At 62.9% G+C, this 17,760-nt stretch carries 15 protein-coding genes; 6 read left to right on the forward strand and 9 right to left on the reverse strand.

Annotated features, from left to right (window positions below):
- Positions 1–77: 77 nt before the first annotated feature.
- The 3 genes from O3306_RS15500 to cueR all read left to right on the forward strand — a co-directional run bounded on the left by O3306_RS15500 (position 78) and on the right by cueR (position 3,459).
- Entirely contained in the window at positions 78–491 is a 414-nt protein-coding gene (locus tag O3306_RS15500; RefSeq protein WP_272008956.1) for a PaaI family thioesterase, read from the forward strand.
- Between the two features lie 131 nt (positions 492–622).
- Positions 623–3,076: a heavy metal translocating P-type ATPase gene (locus O3306_RS15505; protein ID WP_272008958.1), complete on the forward strand. Its 2,454-nt coding sequence runs from the start codon at positions 623–625 to the stop codon at positions 3,074–3,076.
- On the forward strand, positions 3,073–3,459 hold the full coding sequence (gene cueR, locus O3306_RS15510) for a Cu(I)-responsive transcriptional regulator (protein ID WP_272008960.1): 387 nt from the start codon (positions 3,073–3,075) through the stop codon (positions 3,457–3,459). Before O3306_RS15505 ends, cueR begins: the two co-directional genes overlap by 4 nt.
- A 17-nt stretch (positions 3,460–3,476) precedes the next feature.
- Here the strand turns inward: cueR and O3306_RS15515 are convergent, their stop codons facing one another.
- From O3306_RS15515 to O3306_RS15550, 8 genes are all read right to left on the reverse strand, one after another.
- Positions 3,477–4,808, reverse strand: coding sequence for an NAD(P)/FAD-dependent oxidoreductase (locus tag O3306_RS15515; RefSeq protein WP_272008962.1), 1,332 nt, complete (start codon positions 4,806–4,808; stop codon positions 3,477–3,479).
- On the reverse strand, positions 4,805–5,536 hold the full coding sequence (locus tag O3306_RS15520) for an SDR family NAD(P)-dependent oxidoreductase (protein WP_272008963.1): 732 nt from the start codon (positions 5,534–5,536) through the stop codon (positions 4,805–4,807). The genes O3306_RS15515 and O3306_RS15520 overlap by 4 nt, the downstream gene beginning before the upstream one ends.
- A complete protein-coding gene (locus O3306_RS15525) occupies positions 5,533–6,264 on the reverse strand; it encodes an SDR family NAD(P)-dependent oxidoreductase (RefSeq protein ID WP_272008965.1) in 732 nt (243 codons plus the stop codon). The genes O3306_RS15520 and O3306_RS15525 overlap by 4 nt, the downstream gene beginning before the upstream one ends.
- 127 nt (positions 6,265–6,391) lie before the next feature.
- Positions 6,392–7,942, reverse strand: coding sequence for a trimethylamine methyltransferase family protein (locus O3306_RS15530; RefSeq protein WP_272008967.1), 1,551 nt, complete (start codon positions 7,940–7,942; stop codon positions 6,392–6,394).
- On the reverse strand, positions 7,939–8,703 hold the full coding sequence (locus O3306_RS15535) for an NAD(P)-binding domain-containing protein (RefSeq protein ID WP_272008970.1): 765 nt from the start codon (positions 8,701–8,703) through the stop codon (positions 7,939–7,941). Before O3306_RS15535 ends, O3306_RS15530 begins: the two co-directional genes overlap by 4 nt.
- The gene (locus O3306_RS15540; RefSeq protein ID WP_272008972.1) at positions 8,700–10,190 is read right to left on the reverse strand and encodes an aldehyde dehydrogenase; all 1,491 of its coding nucleotides are present in this window, start codon (positions 10,188–10,190) and stop codon (positions 8,700–8,702) included. Before O3306_RS15540 ends, O3306_RS15535 begins: the two co-directional genes overlap by 4 nt.
- Positions 10,187–11,095, reverse strand: a complete 909-nt coding sequence (locus O3306_RS15545; RefSeq protein WP_272008974.1) for a dihydrodipicolinate synthase family protein — start codon at positions 11,093–11,095, stop codon at positions 10,187–10,189. The genes O3306_RS15540 and O3306_RS15545 overlap by 4 nt, the downstream gene beginning before the upstream one ends.
- Positions 11,085–11,783 (reverse strand): GntR family transcriptional regulator, encoded by a 699-nt coding sequence (locus O3306_RS15550; protein ID WP_272008975.1) that lies wholly within the window; start codon positions 11,781–11,783, stop codon positions 11,085–11,087. Before O3306_RS15550 ends, O3306_RS15545 begins: the two co-directional genes overlap by 11 nt.
- Positions 11,784–11,913: 130 nt before the next feature.
- On the opposite strand from O3306_RS15550, the gene O3306_RS15555 reads away from it, so the two are divergent.
- Together O3306_RS15555 and O3306_RS15560 are read left to right on the forward strand one after the other, a co-directional pair.
- On the forward strand, positions 11,914–13,362 hold the full coding sequence (locus O3306_RS15555) for a TrkH family potassium uptake protein (RefSeq protein ID WP_272008977.1): 1,449 nt from the start codon (positions 11,914–11,916) through the stop codon (positions 13,360–13,362).
- Positions 13,362–14,957, forward strand: coding sequence for a thiamine pyrophosphate-binding protein (locus O3306_RS15560; RefSeq protein WP_272008979.1), 1,596 nt, complete (start codon positions 13,362–13,364; stop codon positions 14,955–14,957). The genes O3306_RS15555 and O3306_RS15560 overlap by 1 nt, the downstream gene beginning before the upstream one ends.
- A 49-nt stretch (positions 14,958–15,006) precedes the next feature.
- Here O3306_RS15560 and aroC read toward each other — a convergent pair whose 3' ends face one another.
- Entirely contained in the window at positions 15,007–16,110 is a 1,104-nt protein-coding gene (gene aroC / locus O3306_RS15565; protein ID WP_272008981.1) for a chorismate synthase, read from the reverse strand.
- 261 nt (positions 16,111–16,371) lie between these two features.
- On the opposite strand from aroC, the gene O3306_RS15570 reads away from it, so the two are divergent.
- Positions 16,372–17,718, forward strand: coding sequence for a hypothetical protein (locus O3306_RS15570; RefSeq protein WP_272008983.1), 1,347 nt, complete (start codon positions 16,372–16,374; stop codon positions 17,716–17,718).
- Positions 17,719–17,760: the final 42 nt, after the last annotated feature.

Here is a 17,760-nt window from a genome sequence, read left to right on the forward strand (position 1 = left end):
GAAACAGCGCTGCGCAAACCACGCGGCCCGGTACCAACCGGCCTGACAGGGCCCGACCGCAACAAGAGGCGACTGACATGACAGACGAACTGGACCCCAGACTGATCGAGGAACCCTATCCCCTTCAGAAACATCTGAACATGCGCATGACCGCCTGGCGCAAGGATTATGCCCGCATCGAGATACCACTCACGCATCAGCTGATGAACCGGCAGGGCCTGCCGCATGGCGGCATCCACGCAACCTTGCTGGACTCCGCGATGGGCTATGCCGGATGCTACACCGGCGACCCGGATCGGCAGCAAATGGCGCTCACCCTGTCGATGACCGTGAACTATCTGGCGCAGGCCAATGGCGAGATCCTGATCACCGAAGGCTGGCGCACCGGCGGCGGACGCAAGACCTACTTTGCCGAAGGCCGCGTGACGGATCACACGGGCACCGTCATTGCCACCTCTACCGGAGTTTTCCGGTACCGCAGCGGCGGGTAGGCCGGGCTTCATCCCGGCGCCCACCCGATACCGATATGATACCGACGCGATACCGATGTCGCTTTTTCAGCGCTTTGCCCTTGACCTTCCAGCAACTGGAAGCCCTATCTCCGCTCTGAAAGGGGTCGAAGATGAGCGAAACACTGACCATTCGAATCGGCGAAATGACCTGCGCGGGCTGCGCGGGCCGGGCCGAACGCGCGCTGAACGCAGTCCCCGGAATCGGTGGCGCGACGGTAAATTTTGCCACCCGCACCGCGAGCGTCGATCCGGGTACCGCCCAGCCACCTGCCCTCGCGGAGGCGCTGGCGCAGGCCGGCTATCCGGCGGAGCAATCGCAGGCTGACTTGATGGTATCGGGCCTCACCTGCGCTTCTTGCGTCGGGCGGGCCGAGGCCGCTTTGCGCGCCGTGCCCGGTGTGCTGGAAGCGCATGTAAACCTGGCCACACGGCAGGCCAGAATCACCTATCTGGCAGGCGTGACAGACGCGACACATCTGGCAAGCGCCCTGACCGCTGCAGGCTACCCGGCAGAGCCGGTTTCAGGTGAAACAGAGCCTGATATTGATCGCCACGACGCTGAAATTACCCAGACGAAACGCGCCGCACTCATCGCCGCCGCGTTGACCTTGCCAGTATTCGTGATCGAGATGGGCGGTCACGTCTTCCCCGCTTTCCACGCGGCGATTCATCAAACTGTCGGCATGACCGCCTCCTGGGCGTTTCAGTTCGTGCTGATCACGCTGGTCCTGCTCTGGCCGGGTCGGGTGTTCTTTCAAAAGGGCCTGCCTGCCCTGCTGCGCGGCGCCCCCGAGATGAACAGCCTCGTCGCCCTCGGCACGCTCAGCGCCTGGGGCTATAGCTGTGTCGCGCTCTTTGCCCCCGGATTGCTGCCCGCAGGCGCGGCAGCCGTCTATTTCGAGGCCGCAGGCGTCATCGTGACGCTGATCCTCGTCGGGCGCTGGATGGAGGCCCGCGCGCGCGGTCGCACCGGTGCCGCGATCGAACACCTCATCGGGCTGCAACCCGACACCGTCCGCGTCCTGCGAGGCGACACGATCCAGTCGGTCCCGCTCGCTTCAGTTGTTGTCGGCGATGTGATCGAAACCCGCCCCGGCGAACGAATCGCGGTGGATGGCGAGGTGATCGAGGGCGAGAGCCACGTAGACGAAAGCATGATCACCGGCGAGCCGATGCCGGTGGCCAAAGCGCCCGGCGTACAGGTCATCGGTGGCACCACCAACTCTGCCGGAGTGCTGCGGATCCGGGCAGGCGCGGTTGGTCAGGCCACCGTGCTGGCCCGCATCGTCGAAATGGTCCAGCAGGCGCAGGGTGCAAAGCTGCCGATCCAGGCCGTGGCAGACCGCGTCGTGCGCGTCTTTGTCCCTATCGTCATGGGGATTGCTGTGGTCACGGTTTTGGTCTGGCTCGCGTTTGGCCCTTCACCCTCGCTCAGCCATGCGCTGGTCGCGGGCGTTTCGGTACTGATCATCGCCTGCCCCTGCGCGATGGGTCTGGCCACACCAACGTCGATCATGGTCGGCACCGGACGTGCGGCAGAACTGGGCGTACTCTTTCGCCGGGGCGAGGCGCTGGAGCGCTTGGCAGAGGTCAAAACGGTCGCTTTCGACAAGACCGGAACATTGACCCTCGGACAACCCCGAGTGGTGGATGTGGCACTGGCACCGGGCCATGACCGCGAGGAGGTTCTGCGCCACGCCGCAGCGATCGAGGCGCAATCGGAACATCCATTGGCCCGCGCGATCGAGACAGCGGCAGAGAGTCTGACCCTGCCGCGTGCGACACAGGTTAAGGCCCATGCCGGCACCGGGATCACCGCCGATATCGAAGGCCGCGCGGTGATTATCGGCAATCGAGGGATGATGACGAAACATGGCATCGACACCGATGTGCTGGACGCCGAAATCACCGCAATGGCGGCGAAGGGTCAAACCTTGGTTTTCGTCTCTATTGCAGGCCAAATTGCCGCTGCAATCGGCATTTCGGATACGGTCAAACCCACCAGCGCCCGCGCCATCGCCGCAATGCACCGCGCCGGGTTGCACACCGTGATGATCACCGGGGATAGTGCCGACGCCGCCGGGGTGATCGCGCGGGAACTGGGCATCGACGATGTGATCGCCGAGGTGCTGCCCGAGGGCAAGCGCGACGCGATCCGGGCCTTGCGCGCAAAACACGGCCCGGTCGCCTTTGTCGGCGACGGGATCAATGATGCGCCAGCACTGGCAGAGGCCGATATCGGCATCGCCGTCGGCACCGGCACCGATATCGCGATCGAGGCCGCCGACGTGGTGCTGATCTCGGGCGATCTGGTCGGCGCGGTCACGGCGCGGCACGTCTCGGAACGCACAATGGCGAACATCCGGCAGAACCTGTTCTGGGCCTTCGCCTATAATGCGGCGCTGATCCCGGTAGCCGCCGGGGTACTCTACCCCGTATCCGGGCTGTTGTTGTCGCCGATGCTGGCGGCGGGGGCGATGGCCATGTCGTCGGTCTTTGTGGTCAGCAATGCGCTGCGCCTGCGGCGGCTGCGGCGCCCGATTGAAAGCGAGGTGACAGCATGAACATCGGAGACGCCGCCGCGCGTACCGGCCTGCCACCCAAGACGATCCGCTATTACGAAGAGATCGGCCTGATTCGGCCCGCCAGAGGCAATAGCGGCTACCGCGACTTTAGCGACGCCGACGTCCACAAGCTGGCGTTTCTGGGGCGCGCCCGCGCGCTGGGGTTTTCGATAGAGGATTGCCGCACATTGCTTGGGCTCTACGAGGACGAAAGCCGTTCATCGGCAGATGTAAAGCGGCTGGCGCGCAGCCATCTGGCCCAGATAGAGGACAAGATTGCCGCGCTACAATCCATGCGGGCGACGCTGTCGCATCTGGTTGACGCCTGCGCCGGGGACGAACGGCCCGATTGCCCGATCCTGCGGGATCTGGCCGAGGGCTGAGGGCCGCGCGTGACCCGCTAGAACTCGCGCCCGGCCTTGCGCTCGCCCCATAGCATCGTGGCATTGGCCCCCACATAGGCCAAAGGCGCGGGCGGCAGGCGGCGTGGCGCAGGCTGCGCCATCACTTCGTCCAACAACGGCGTATGATGCCCCGAGGCCAGTTCGGCCGTCAGCATCCCGTGCAACGTTCCCTTGGCTGTGCCCAGACCGTTCTGGCAACATGCCGAGAATAGCCCCTCGTCCACCTCGCCCAACGCCGGCACGTTGTTCCAGCTAAGACACAGCCGCCCACCCCAGCGGTATTGCATCGCCACATCGCCAAGCATGCTGAACCGTGCGGCAAAGGCTTGATCATGGTCGCGTCCTACGCGTGCGATACGTCGGTCAGACACTTCCATGGACGGGTCCATCGTAAACCGGTTGCGGATGATGATTCGATCTCCGCCAATGCCGGAAATCCGCCGCACGGTGGTGCCCATCGGGTGCGCGGGCGTAATGCCCCAGCGCGGATCACCGCCCAGCGCCGCACTTTCGGCCGCGGTCAAGGCACGGGTCATCGACGCATAGGTAAAAACATGCAGCAATTGCTGCTTGAAATGGCCGAAACTGTTCACATGCCCGTTGACCGCCAAGATAACCCGAGGCGCGCTGACCGACCCACCCGGCGTTCTGGCCAACCAGGTGCCGCGACGCGTGAGCTGGATCACGGGGCTATTCTCGAATATCTGCACCCCTTGCGCATTCAGACCTGAGCCAACCCCCCGCACGAACATCGCGGGATGAATCATCACCGTCCCCGGCGTAAAGAGACCGCTGCAATAATAGGATGTGCCGGTCATCTCCTGCATCTGCGCGGCATCAAGCATTTCATGCGCCTCGCCCATCGCGGTCAGGTGCTGCGCGTAGTCAAGGTTATGCTGATGCCCCGAGGGTGAGGCGGCGCCGTTCACCTTGCCTGTGGTTGCAAATGCCTCGTCGCCCAGCGCGTATTCCGCCGCCATGTCTGCGGCAAAACCGATACCGGCACGATTGGCCCGCGTCTGCGCTGCGTCGCGCTCCAACGCTCCACCGTAATCCTCGGACGCCAGATCATGCGGCAGGTCGATCATAAAGCCCGAATTGCGCCCGGCGGGGCCCGTTCCTATGCGCGTCGCCTCCAGCACCACGATCCGGTCGCCAGGGTGCAGTTGCTTCAGCCTGCGCGCTGCCGCCAGACCGGCAAAACCGGCACCGATCACCAACCAATCGGCAGAGATGGCCTCTTCCAGCCTCTGGGCAGGGGCGGGTGCGGGCAAAAGCGCGTTCCAGCCGGATTTACCCGGATCACGCGGCAGTCGGGTCACTTTCATGGCAGGCTCAACTGTGCGGTGCGGCCACCGTCGATGGCATAGACCTGCCCGGTAACGAAGCTGGCGGCGTCCGATGCCAGCCAGCAGATCAGCTGTGCCACCTCTTCGGGCCCACCGGTACGGCGCAGGGGGTGAATGCCCCCGATCTGGGCCCGAAACGCCGCCGGATCGGGCTGACCGTCAATGAACGCCTCATTCAAATCGGTGTCGATCCAGCCCGGTGCCACGGCATTGCAGCGCACCCCGTCCGGCCCGTGATCAACCGCCACGGCGCGGGTCAGCCCATGCAGCCCGGCCTTGGACGCGCCATAGGCCGGATGGCGCGGGTTCGATCCCAGCCCCTCGATAGAGCCGACATTGACGATCGCACCGCGCGTAGCCCGCAACAGCGGCATGGCGTGACGGATCAACAGGAAGGGCGCGGTCAGGTTCACATGCAATTGCATGTGCCAATCATCCAGAGATGTTTCCTCGACGGTCCCTTCGCGCATGACGCCCGCATTGTTGATCAGGATATCGAGCTGTCCGGCAGCCTCGCGAACCGTGCCTATCACGCGCTCTGGCATCTCAGGGTCGGCGAAATCGGCTGAAACAGTCTCGAATTCTGACACACCGCGCTGCGCCGTGAATACCCGTGCGCCGCCCTCTGCCAGCATCCGCGCCGTGGCCTGCCCCATGCCGCTGGACGCCCCTGTGACCAGCGCCACCTTGCCCGCGAACACGCTCATCCCACCGGTTTCCCGCCATTGACCGGGACCAGCGCGCCACACATGTAACGCGCCGCATCAGAAGCAAGGAAAAGGATCACATCGGCAATATCCTCGGGTTCCGCGATTCGCCCCAGCGGCACGGTGGCATTCAGCGTGGCGACCGCCGCATCCGGATCCAGCCCGCGTATGGCAAACCCGGTGCGCAACATCGCGGTGTTCACCTCGTTCGGGCAGACCGCATTCACCCGAATACCCTGATGCGCATGGTCGCGGCCCAGACATTCCGTAAGCGACGCAATCGCCGCCTTGGACATCACGTACAAAGGATGATTCGGCCCCGGATGCAGCCCCCAGCAAGACGCGGTATTGACGATGGCACCACCCCCCGCCGCCGCCATGATCGGGATCACCGCCCGCGCAATGCGAAACGGCGCCTCGACATTCACGCCCATGGTCAGGGCATAGTCGTCATCCGTCGCCGTGGTGATATCGCCGCGTGTGATGACGCCTGCGTTGTTGCACAGGATATCGACCCCACCCAGCGCCTCTGCCACGCGGCCCGGCAGCGCATCACAGAACGCGCCATCCAGCAGATCACCGTCGAAATGCGCATCCGCGTCCAGCCCGCTGGTATCGCGATCCGTCACCGCAACGTGCGCGCCCTCGGCCCGCAAGCCATGCACGATGGCTTGCCCGATCCCGCCTGCCGCACCTGTGACCAGTGCCGTCTTGCCTTCAAACCGCATCTCTTACACCTCGAACCGGGGCGCGGTACTGGTCAGCGACCAGACTTGTGCACTCGCCATCGTGCTGGGGCTGTTCCGCACCGGCAGTTCAGTCTGGTAGATCTGGATGCTGGCGATCGTCATCGGCCTAAAGGTCCTGGTTGAGGGCGTCAGCCGCCGGGATTTCACGTTCGCGCCGGGCGATATAGTCACGCAGCGCCTCGTCCACGCCTGCGTCCAGTTTCGGCTCTTCATAGGCGTTCAGCAAGTCGCGGGTGTAGTTGATCGCCCGCTCTGTGATCTCGACGCTGCCCTCGGCCTGCCACTGCTCGATCGAGTTGTTGTCGAACAGATCCGGCATGAAAAACGCGCGCTGGAAATTCTCCAGCGTGTGCGCGTGGCCCAGATAATGCCCCCCCGGCCCGATATCGGCGACCGCCGCCAACGCCTCGTCGAAATCATCCCAACGGATGCCCTCGGCCATGCGGTAGGCCATGGCGCATTGCTCGGCATCCACGACGAACTTGGCCATGCTGCAATGCATTCCCGCCTCGTTCCAGCCGGCGGCGTGCCACATGTAGTTGGTGCCTGCCATCTGCAACGCCATGAGTGTGGTCGCACTCTCATAACCGGCTTGCGCGTCAAAGGTCTTGGCCCCGCCCAGCGCGGTCGAGGATCGCCAAGGCACGCCGTAGAACCGCGCCATCTGGCCGATCATCAGGTTCATCAGGCTGATTTCCGGCGTACCCGCCATCGGCGCACCTGATTTCATGCTGACCGTGCTGAGGTAATGGCCGTAGATCGCCGGACATCCCTTGCGCACCACCTGCGTATAGGCCAGCGCGCTCAGCGCCTCGGCATTAAGCTGCGCCACAGTCGGCGCGACGGATGCGGGCGTATTGGCCCCGCCCAGCACGAAGGGGCTGCACAGCACAGGCTGGTTACGCTTGCAGAACGCGCGCATCGCGCCCAGCATCGTCTCGTCCCACACCAGCGGCGAGTTGCCGTTGCAATTGCCGGTGCAGACGGGATGCGTCTCCAGATACTCTTCGCCAAACAGGATCGCGCACATTTCCATCACGTCTTCGGCGTTCTTCGGGCTGGTGGTCATGCCCATGAACGTCTTGTCCGAGTGTTTCATGGATGAATAGGTGATGCGCAGATGCCGCTGGCTGATCGGGTGGTCGTAAGGCTCCACGATATGATGCGCAGAGCTGTGCATCGCAGGCAGCATATGCGCCAGCTTGTGAAAGTTGCTGAGGTCTTCCATCAGCGGATTGCGCCGCACATTGTCGAGGTCGCGCAAAAACGGCGCACCGGTCATCGGCACAAAGATTGCGTGATCGCGGCCAAAGGGCAGATTATTGGCCGGGTTGCGGGCGTGATAGGTGAACGTTTCGGGGATCGTCGCGATCAACTCGCGTACCAGCCCGCGATCCAGGTAAACCGTGTCGCCCACCACCTTGGCCCCAACACGCCGCCAATCCGCCAGCGCGATTTCGTCGCGAAAGACAACACCGACATTTTCGAGAATATGCATCGAAGCGGCATCGATCCGCTCGATCTGCCCCTCGTCCATCGGCTCGGTCAGGGGGAGTCCGCGTTTGAGGGACGGTAGCATCTTGAAATCATGCGCCTGACGGATCGCCTTTCGCGCACCACGCCCCCGGCGTGTAGTTCCAACAGCAGCGGTACTCATTTGTCGCCTCCCATGCTCGCGGCGATCCGATCCAGAAGTGAGGGCAGGTCTGCAAACGCGCCCTGCCCTTCCAGACCGTCAACCATTTGTCGGTTCAATGTATTTGGCGTCGCGAGTCCCCATTTTTCCTCCACCAGCCTGCCAGCGGACTCAAAGCTGCCATGGCTCAGGAATCCGCCCACGAGCGCCGCGAGGTAGGTCTCGGCCGAATCCCCGTCGCCGGTTCTTGGCCCCAGCCAATTCGCGCCACCCTCCAACAGGCCCAGCACCGCCGACACTAGTGACGATGCGGCAAAGAAGTGCGTCAGGGCATCAGCGTCTGTTTGTGGCAGCACGGGATTGTCTGCGCCAAAGAGTGCCTGCAAGGCCGCCGGGTTGCCGACGACAGGCAGCGGACAGCCACCGTGCTCTACAAAAGCATACGGAATTGTTGCCGATATGTCGGTCGCTGGCGCACAGGCCCGATGCAGGTCATCCAGGCTGATCCCGGCCATGACCGAGATCACGCTATGATCAGGCCGCCATTCCAGCGTCGTCGAGACCGATTCCCAAACGGACGGGCGAAGGCAAAGGAATACGATCTCTGACCTCTCCAGAACCTGCTGGTTCGGCGCCACCTGGATACCGAGCCCGGCACCAACCAGTTCCGCTGCGGTTTCCGCGCTCCGCTCTGATACGGTGACGCGGTGGCCGGATCGCGCCAGCGCCCGCGCCATCGGCGCCGCGATATGCCCGGTGCCGATAAAACCTACACGACTCATCCCACGTTGTCTCCCTCTGCTGGATCGGTCAGATCGATCCAGATGGTTTTGATCTCGGTGAACTGGTCATGGGCTTGCGCGCCGTTGTCGCGTCCGCCGAACCCTGATTGCTTGTACCCGCCAAACGGGGTCGAGATGTCGCCCTCGCCGTAGCAATTGACCGTCACGGTCCCGGCGCGGATGTCACGCGCGGCGCGGATCGCGGTCCGCGTGTTGGCGGTGAACACGGCCGCCGCAAGGCCATATGCCGTGTCATTGGCCAATGCGATTGCCTCTTCGGTGCTGGCCACTTCGATGACCGACAGGATCGGCCCGAAGATCTCTTCGCGCGCCCGCTCGTCATCTCCGGAGACCTCATAGACCGTCGGCACGATGAAATTGCCGTCCACCGTCCCGCCAATCACTGCCTCGCCCTTGAGGTAGCTCGATACCTTGCGGCAGTGCTCGGCATCGATCAGCGCACCCAGATGGTTGGCCGGGTCGAGCGGATCGCCTGTCTTCCAGTCGCGGATGCGGGCCACGATCCGTTCCATCAGCGGCGCCTTGACGTCGCGGTGAACGATCAGACGCGAGGTGGCGCTGCAATTCTCGCCCATGTTCCAGAATGCGGCATTGACCACATGACCGGCCACATGATCGAGGTTCTCGGCATCGGCCAGCACCACGGCAGGGTTCTTGCCGCCGCATTCCAGCACGATCTTCTTCATGTTGCTGTCCGCCGCATAGCGCAGGAAGCGTTTTCCGGTCTCGGTCGAGCCGGTAAAGCTGACCATATCCACGTCCATATGCAGGCCCAGCGGTTCGCCGACCGACGGCCCGTCACCGGGCAACACCTGCAACACGCCGCGCGGCACGCCCGCCATATGCGCCAGCTCGGCAATGCGCAGCGCGGTCAGCGTCGTCTGCTCGGCCGGCTTCACGATCACCGAATTGCCAGCGGCCAGTGCCGGCCCGATCTTCCAAGCCAGCATCAACATCGGAAAATTCCACGGCAGCACCGCAGCGACCACGCCGATCGGCTCTCGGACGATCATCGCGATGGCATCGTCGCCTGTTGGGGCGGCCTGGTCATAGATTTTGTCAACCAGCTCGGCATGCCATTTGATCGTATGGATCGTCTCGGGCACGTCGATGCCGACGCAATCGCGGATGGGCTTGCCGCTATCAAGGCTCTCCATCACGGCCAGTTCGTTCTGTCGGCGGGTGATCAGCTTGCACAGCTTTATCAAAACATCCTTGCGCTCTGACGGGTGCAGGCGCGACCAGTCACCGCGATCAAACGCTTCGCGGGCACGCGAAACGGCCAGGTCCACGTCCTCGGGTCCGGCGGTGCTGATTCGGGTCAGCACATCGCCCGTTGCCGGGTTCACCGTCTCCATCATCGGCCCCGTTCCCTTGCGGAACTTGCCGTCGATAAACGGCGCGGCAGGCAGGTCGATCTCGGCGGCGATGGCGGCATATTCCGCGCGGGTCAAAAGCTCGGTCATTGCGCCTCTCCTTCGATACGCTTGATGGCGGTGTTCATGGTGCGGATCACCTCTTCCAAGGCGCGTTTGTCATCCTTGTTCAGCGGGTGCAGTGGGCGGCGCGGCGGCCCGGCGGGAATGCCGCGCACCGTCAAACCATGCTTGATGCACTGGATGAATTTGCCACCCTGCTCCAGTACCCGCATCAGCGGAAGCATGGCGGACATGATGGCGCGGCCCTTCGTGAAATCCCCTTCGATTGCGCAGGCGCGGTAGAGCGCGATATGTGCCTCTGGGGCAAAGTTAGAGCCTGCACAGACCCAGAACCGCGCACCCCATGCGAAGAATTCCAGCGCCTGATCGTCCATGCCGCAGCCAAGGCCGATATGCGGGTAATCTCGCGCCAACAGGTGCAGGCGGTCGATGTCACCACTGCTTTCCTTGATGCCGCAGAAATTGGCTGACCGGCCCAAACGGTCCAGGCATTCCTCGTCCATCGTCACGCCCATCCGGCCCGGATAGTTGTAGAGCATCACCGGCAGGTTCGCAGCGCGGTCGATGGCCAGACAGTGCAACGCCAGTTCACGGCCCGTCGGGCACGAATAGGGCGGCGTGGCAATCAGCAGCGCATCGGCGCCGATCTCCTTGGCGGCCTTGGCATAGGCGATGCTGTTCTCGGTCTGCATATCACCGGTGCCCGCGATCATCGGAACCCGGCCATTGATCAGCTGGTGAACCCGCTCGAACAGCCACAGGCGAGTCTCGGCGGACTGGGCGTAATATTCGCCGGTCGTACCGGCCACGATGATCCCGTGAACGCCCGCCCCGATCAGCATTTCGACGGTCTGCGCCAGCGCCTCTTCGTTGATGGTGAAATCATCATGATAGGGCGTCACGATGGGGGTGTAGATCCCTTCAAACTGCACGGGCTTGATCCTTTTGCGATGGCATGTCGAACGGTAGCGGGTCGGGCTTCACGAACTGCTCCAGCCGGTCGCGCGACAGATCCCAGTGTTGCAGGGTCAGTTCGACCGCGCGTTCTCCGTCCTGCGCCTCGATCGCGTCAATCATCTGGTCGTGATGCACGCAGGCGGTCTTGACCCGCTGTTTCTCATCCGCCGATTTCGCGCGGTAAAAAGTCTGGCTGAGGCGCGTGTGGTCAATCAGCATGCGCTGCAACGCGGGCATCAGGTAGGGATTATGGGCCATCTCGCCGATCTCCTCGTGAAAGCGGTGGTTGAGCATTGCCGCGCGGCTGACATCGCCTGTCGAGGTAGCAGCGCGAAAGCCGTCCTGCGTGGCACGCAACGATTCGATCTGCTCGGGCCGCCGGTTCTCTGCCGCGAGGCGCGCGACATTGGCATAGATCAGCGGTGCGGTCTGAAAGAACATGCGCATCACGCCAAGGTCCATCGACGTGACCTTCGGGCCGCGATTGGGCTCGGTGCGCAGATACCCCGCCCCGCTCAGGCGCTGAAACACCTCGCGCATCGGCGTGCGCGAGATCCCGTAGGCTTCGCACAGCGCTGCCTCATCCAGGTCAGCGCCGGGCACGATCTGCTGCATCAATATGCGCATCCGCAGGTCTTCCAGGCAGGCAGTTTTCTTGTCCATGGGCATGCGATCTCCACCAATCGTACACAGAATGTATACGAAATGTATTTCTTGTCCAGATGATTCGCATCATCTTTGCGTAGCCGATCCGGGTTGACACCGGACTGGCAGGCATCCAACGCTGCGGCGCATGATGGATTTGCGCCCGGTGGGATATGTTATCGGCCTGACGGTCATGGCGCTGGGGCTGGCGATGGTGTTCCCGCTGGTGCTCGACATCGCCGAACAGCGCGGTGAATGGACCGTCTTTGCCGAGTCCTCGATCCTGACCGTGCTGACAGGCGGCCTCGTGGCGCTGACCTGCCGCAACGGCGTGCAATCCGGGCTGACCATTCAGCAGACCTTCCTTCTGACCACCGGCGTCTGGGTCGTGCTGCCGCTCTTTGGTGCGCTTCCCTTCATGCTGGGCGAGAGCGAACTGCGCTTCGTAGATGCTTTTTTCGAAGCCATGTCGGGCCTCACCACCACCGGCGCCAGCGTGATAAGCGGTCTGGACACCCTGCCTCGGGGCTTGCTGCTGTGGCGCGGAATCATGCAGTGGCTGGGCGGGATCGGGATCATTATCGTCGCGATGGTGTTCCTGCCGGAACTGCGGGTCGGCGGCATGCAGATCTTCAAGGCCGAAGCCTTTGACACCTTTGGCAAGATCCTGCCGCGCGCAGGCGAAATCGCATCTCGCATCTCGGTCATTTACCTTGCGCTGACGATGCTGTGCGTTGCGGCATATCTGTGGTCCGGCATGCACGTCTTTGACGCTACCGTACACGCGATGACCACCATCGCGACCGGGGGCATGTCGAATTACGATTCATCATTCGGCGCGCTCAACCCGGCCAGTGAGTATGTCGCATCCGTCTTCATGGCCCTGGCAGCCCTGCCATTCGTGCGCTTCGTGCAGATGACAACAGGCACGGCCCGCCCGCTGCTGACTGACCCGCAGGTCCGGGCCTTTTTGATGACCATCTTCGTGATCGTCATGGGCCTGACATTGTGGCGTTTCGTTCAGGCCGGGGACCCCAGCGAACGCGTCTTTCGCGAGGTCCTGTTCAACACCATCTCGATCATGACCGGAACCGGCTTTGCCAGCGAAAATTACATGACATGGGGTCCGCTGCCCATCGCCGTTATCTTCTTTACCGGCTTGATCGGCGGCTGCGCCGGTTCGACCGCATGCTCGATCAAGGTGTTCCGCTACCAACTGCTTTTTGCCTCGATTCGCGTCCAGATGAGCCGCATCCGATCCCCGCACGGCATATTCACACCGCGCTATGCCGGGCGTCCGGTGGATGACGAAGTGCTGAATTCGGTGATGTCGTTCTTTGTCTTTTTCGTCGTCTCGCTCGGGGTCATCTCGGTGTTGCTGGCCTTTACAGGGCTCGACTTCATCACGTCGATCTCTGGCGCCGCGACCGCGCTGGCCAATATCGGGCCGGGATTGGGTGATACCATCGGACCGGCGGGCAATTTCGCCCCGCTCAACGATACCGCCAAATGGATTCTGAGCGCCAGCATGCTGATCGGTCGGCTAGAACTGCTCGCGGTTTATGCTATCTTCACCATCAACTTCTGGAGGTCCTGATGACTGCACCTGTTCAAACCCGCCCTTTGGGGGCGCAAATCTCGCACATGCTGAAATCGCGCGGCGTTGACACGATCTTTGGCATCCCTGGTGTGCATAACCAGGAAATGTACCGCGGCATCGAAGAGGCCGGCATCCGCCATATCCTCGCCCGGCACGAACAGGGCGCAGGGTTCATGGCCGATGGCTATGCCCGCGCCAGCGGACGGCCCGGCGTGTGCTACGTGATCACCGGCCCCGGCCTGTGCAATACGATGACACCGCTGGGGCAGGCCTATTCCGACAGCGTGTCGGTACTGGCCATCTCCTCATGCCTTGACGAGACAGCCGCGACCCGCGGCCAGTTGCACCAGATGCTGGATCAGGAGATCGCCGGCGGGACAGTCTGCGACTGGTCGGCAACGGCTCACTCCGCCGATGCGGCCTACGCGCTCATCGACCGCGCACTGGCCGAATTCCAGAGCGTTCGAAAGCGGTCCAAGCATATCCAGGTGCCCATCGCCCTGCTCGAAGGCAATGCGCCCCCGGCATCGGACCCGGCCCCCGAACCCGTCACCCTTGCCGAACAATCGCTGCCCCCGAACATCGCGGCACAGATCGCAGCGGCCAAACGCCCGCTATTCGTGCTCGGCGGCGGCGCGGTCGGCAATCCCGACACCACGCGCAAGGTGCTGGCACAGTTGCAAGCGGCCAGCTTTACCACCTATGCCGGGCGCGGCATCGCCGGGCTGGACGACCCGCTGCATTTCGGTGCCTATCTTGGCCGCCCCGAGAGCGAGAGCGTCATTGCCGGTGCCGACCTGGTGATTGCCGTGGGCACCGAGCTGTCCGAAATCGACCTGTGGCGCGCCGAGCTGGGCCATGTCGGTGACTTCATCCGCGTCGACATCGACCCCGAAATGCTCGCTCAACAGAGCGGCGGGGGCAAACTGCTGATGAACAGCGTTTCCTTCTTCACCGGGCTTGCTGCCGCACTCGAAGGGCACGTAGCCCGGACAAGCTGGACCGCGAAAGAGGTCAAGGCCGCCCGCGCCCGCTGGCGCGCCGAATCAGATTCCGAACGCCCCGGCATCGCGCCCATCTGCGACGTACTGCGCGAGGTGATGCCCGAGGACACGATGTATTTCTCGGACATGACCCAGTTTGCCTATACCGGCAAGGAAGTGTGGGACATGGCCCGCCCCGGCCACTGGCACCACCCCTACGGCTTTGGCACGCTGGGCTATGCCCTGCCTGCCGGGATCGGCGGGGCTACGGCCCGGCCCGGCCTGCCCACGGTGATCATCGCCGGGGATTACGGGTTCCAGTACACGGTGCAGGAACTGGGCACCGCCGTGGAACTGGGCCAGCCCCTGCCGATCCTGCTGTGGGACAATGGCAAGCTGAAAGAGATCGAGGACAGCATGGTGCGCGCGCAGATCGCGCCCAATTCGGTGATCGCCCATAACCCCGATTTCTGCGCACTGGCCAAGGCCTATGGCGCATATGCCGAAGCACCCAAATCCCACTCGGAGCTAAAAAGGGCGGTGACAGCCGCCTTCAAGGCCGATGGCCCGACCCTGATCTACATGACCGCCGCCATGACCGCTGATTGACCCGACCCGGCTGGGCGCGCGCTGGAATTCTCTGAAAGTTCTACGCCGCTCAGCCGATGCGCCCGCGTGGGCCATCGCCCACCTGGCCGCGATGCAGCAACAGGTGGTCCAGGATCACGCAGGCCATCATGGCCTCGCCCACCGGCACCGCGCGGATACCGACGCAGGGATCGTGGCGGCCCTTGGTGATCACCTCGGTCGCGCTGCCGTCCATCCGGATCGACTTGCGCGGGCTCAGGATCGACGAGGTCGGCTTGACCGCGAAGCGCACCACCACGTCCTGCCCGGTGGATATCCCGCCCAGGATGCCGCCCGCATGGTTGCTGCTGTATTCCGGCCCGTCCGGCCCCATGAAAATCTCGTCCGCGTTCTCGGTGCCCTTCAACTCTGCCGCCGCCATGCCTTCGCCGATCTCCACGCCCTTGACCGCGTTGATCGACATGCAGGCCGCCGCCAGATCGGTATCGAGCTTGGCATAGACCGGCGCACCAAGGCCCGCAGGCACGCCGCGCGCCACCACTTCGACCACGGCACCAACCGAGTCGTGTTCCTTGCGCAGCTTTTGCAGATACTTCTCCCAGTCCGGCGCGGCCTTGGCGTCGGGCAGCCAGAAATCGTTGGTATCGATCGCATCCCAGTCAAACCGCTCGCGGTCCAGCACCATCTCGCCCATGCGGGTCATGTAGCCCTTGATCTCTACCTTTGGCGCCAGCACGCCCAGCACCGCGCGCGCAATCCCGCCCGCCGCGACCCGCGCTGCCGTTTCACGCGCCGAACTGCGCCCCCCGCCGCGATAGTCGCGCAGCCCGTATTTCTGGTGATAGGTGATATCCGCATGGCCGGGCCGGAACGTGTTGGCGATATCGCCGTAATCGCGGCTGCGCTGATCAGTGTTCTCGATCATCAGCTGAATGGGCGTGCCGGTTGTCTGCCCTTCGAACACACCCGACAGGATGCGCACGGCATCCGGCTCGTTGCGCTGGGTCATGTTCTTGTTCTGGCCGGGCCGCCGCCTTTCCAGCCAGTGCTGCAACATCGCCTCGTCCACCGTCACGCCGGGCGGGCAACCATCCACAGTCGCCCCCAACGCGGGCCCGTGGCTTTCGCCCCAGGTGGTGACACGAAAGAGATGTCCGAATGTGTTGAGGCTCATGGCGCGGCTCCTTTGCCGCTTGGGTCTAGCGGGGCCACGCACGCGCCTCAAGCGGAATTGAATATGGCACCCCCGGTCCGGCCCCACCAATGTGGGCACCCTCCCAAGAGTCTTGAGTGGGCGGCTCTTTGGGACAACTGGGCTTTCTCCCTGTGTGAACCAATGTCAGCTTCGCCCAAAACACGCCGAGAATATTTTCACCAGCCCGCTAAAGTAGCGATCCTCTGGTGTATTGTTCTCGGGGCTAGGGGAGGGTCGGTCGTGATTCCATTTAACGTAGGTCTGGTGCTGCTTCCCAAGAAATCAGCGCTTTTTCAGCACCTCAACGCTCGTCTGCGCTGTGTCGGCAGATGTCTCGGCGCTTTGCTCCTTGGCTGCGTCTTGGCGGGCTGCTTGCCAAACTCCAAGCCTTTCACCAGTTCGGAGAACGTCTTTACCGCCGAGCAGATGAGGCCACTTGCCGATCTCTATTCTGGCAAGGCGTTTGCTGCCGATATCCGGAGAACGTCGTTCGGTGGTTATGTTGCTATCATCAAGATCAACGGCAACGCTTGGGTCGCGGCGCGGCAGAATCTCAGTAACGTCGAGTTTCGCGCTATAGAAAGCTATCATGAAACCCGCCTCCTGGGGGGGCGAACCATTATCCTGATCAACCATCGGGAAGCCGACGACCCTGAATGGCTGAAAGGGCCGAGCGACGGCTCGTTTGAATACGTGCCCATAAACATGGCCGAAGATGGGAAATGGTCGCTTCTGCTCCCTGATCCTTCTAGCGAGACCGAGGTCAAGTCCCGCCGCAGTCTTTACAGGGCGGCTTTGAAAGTACTCGAAACAGGAAAGGTAGGACAGCGCATCAACCTTAGGCAGGTGTCAGACGCGAGGTTTCAAATCTATTTGAGCGAAGTTGTGCGCAGCCTCGGTGCCGCCATGGGTGCCGAAGCCGGTCAGAGCTGCGAACAGGGCTTCGCCATGCAATCAAATTCGCGAGGCAACTGGCGCGCGCAAAGCATGGTATGGATGGGCGGAGCCGCCCACACTGCCTTTCACTCGTCAAAGACGCGTGAGGTCACTCCCGGTACGGGAACCAAGACAAAATATGAGCACACGTCGGAGAGGTCACACAACGCGGTCCGCTTTACCACGCTTGGCCATGACCCTGCGACGCCGCGCCGGTCAGCACCTATCACAGACCTGTTTCTTGAATTCCCCCATATCGTGTCTACCGACCCGGCCAACCCAATGCCCAAGATCATCGATATCATCCGCGGAGATGTTGAGGCAGAAATTCAGCTTGAGTTGAATGGCGAGCCCTTCGCGTCCGTTCCTATGAGGTCGTCGGTGACGGACTTCGAAACCCCACTTGGTGCAGATTACTTCGAAGTCGGAATCAGATTTCTGGGGATGTTCAGCGAGGAAAAGTTTGGGAAGCTCTTCGAGCGTTTATATGATGCTGCCAGCCAACCTGATGCGACGCTCACATATCGGGCGGTGTTTGGCGATGGGCGCGCGACGCCGACCTACGCAACAGACCTCGAAGGCTTTGACAAGGTGGATGCACGCGCCGACCGTGATGGGCGTCGCTTGCGCGAGTTGTGCGTGCAGCAATGAAAGCGCGACACGCACAAGTGCAATAACAGAGACTGCTTGGCC

The sequence above is a fragment of the Roseovarius sp. ZX-A-9 genome, assembly GCF_028369135.1.
GTDB lineage: Bacteria > Pseudomonadota > Alphaproteobacteria > Rhodobacterales > Rhodobacteraceae > Roseovarius.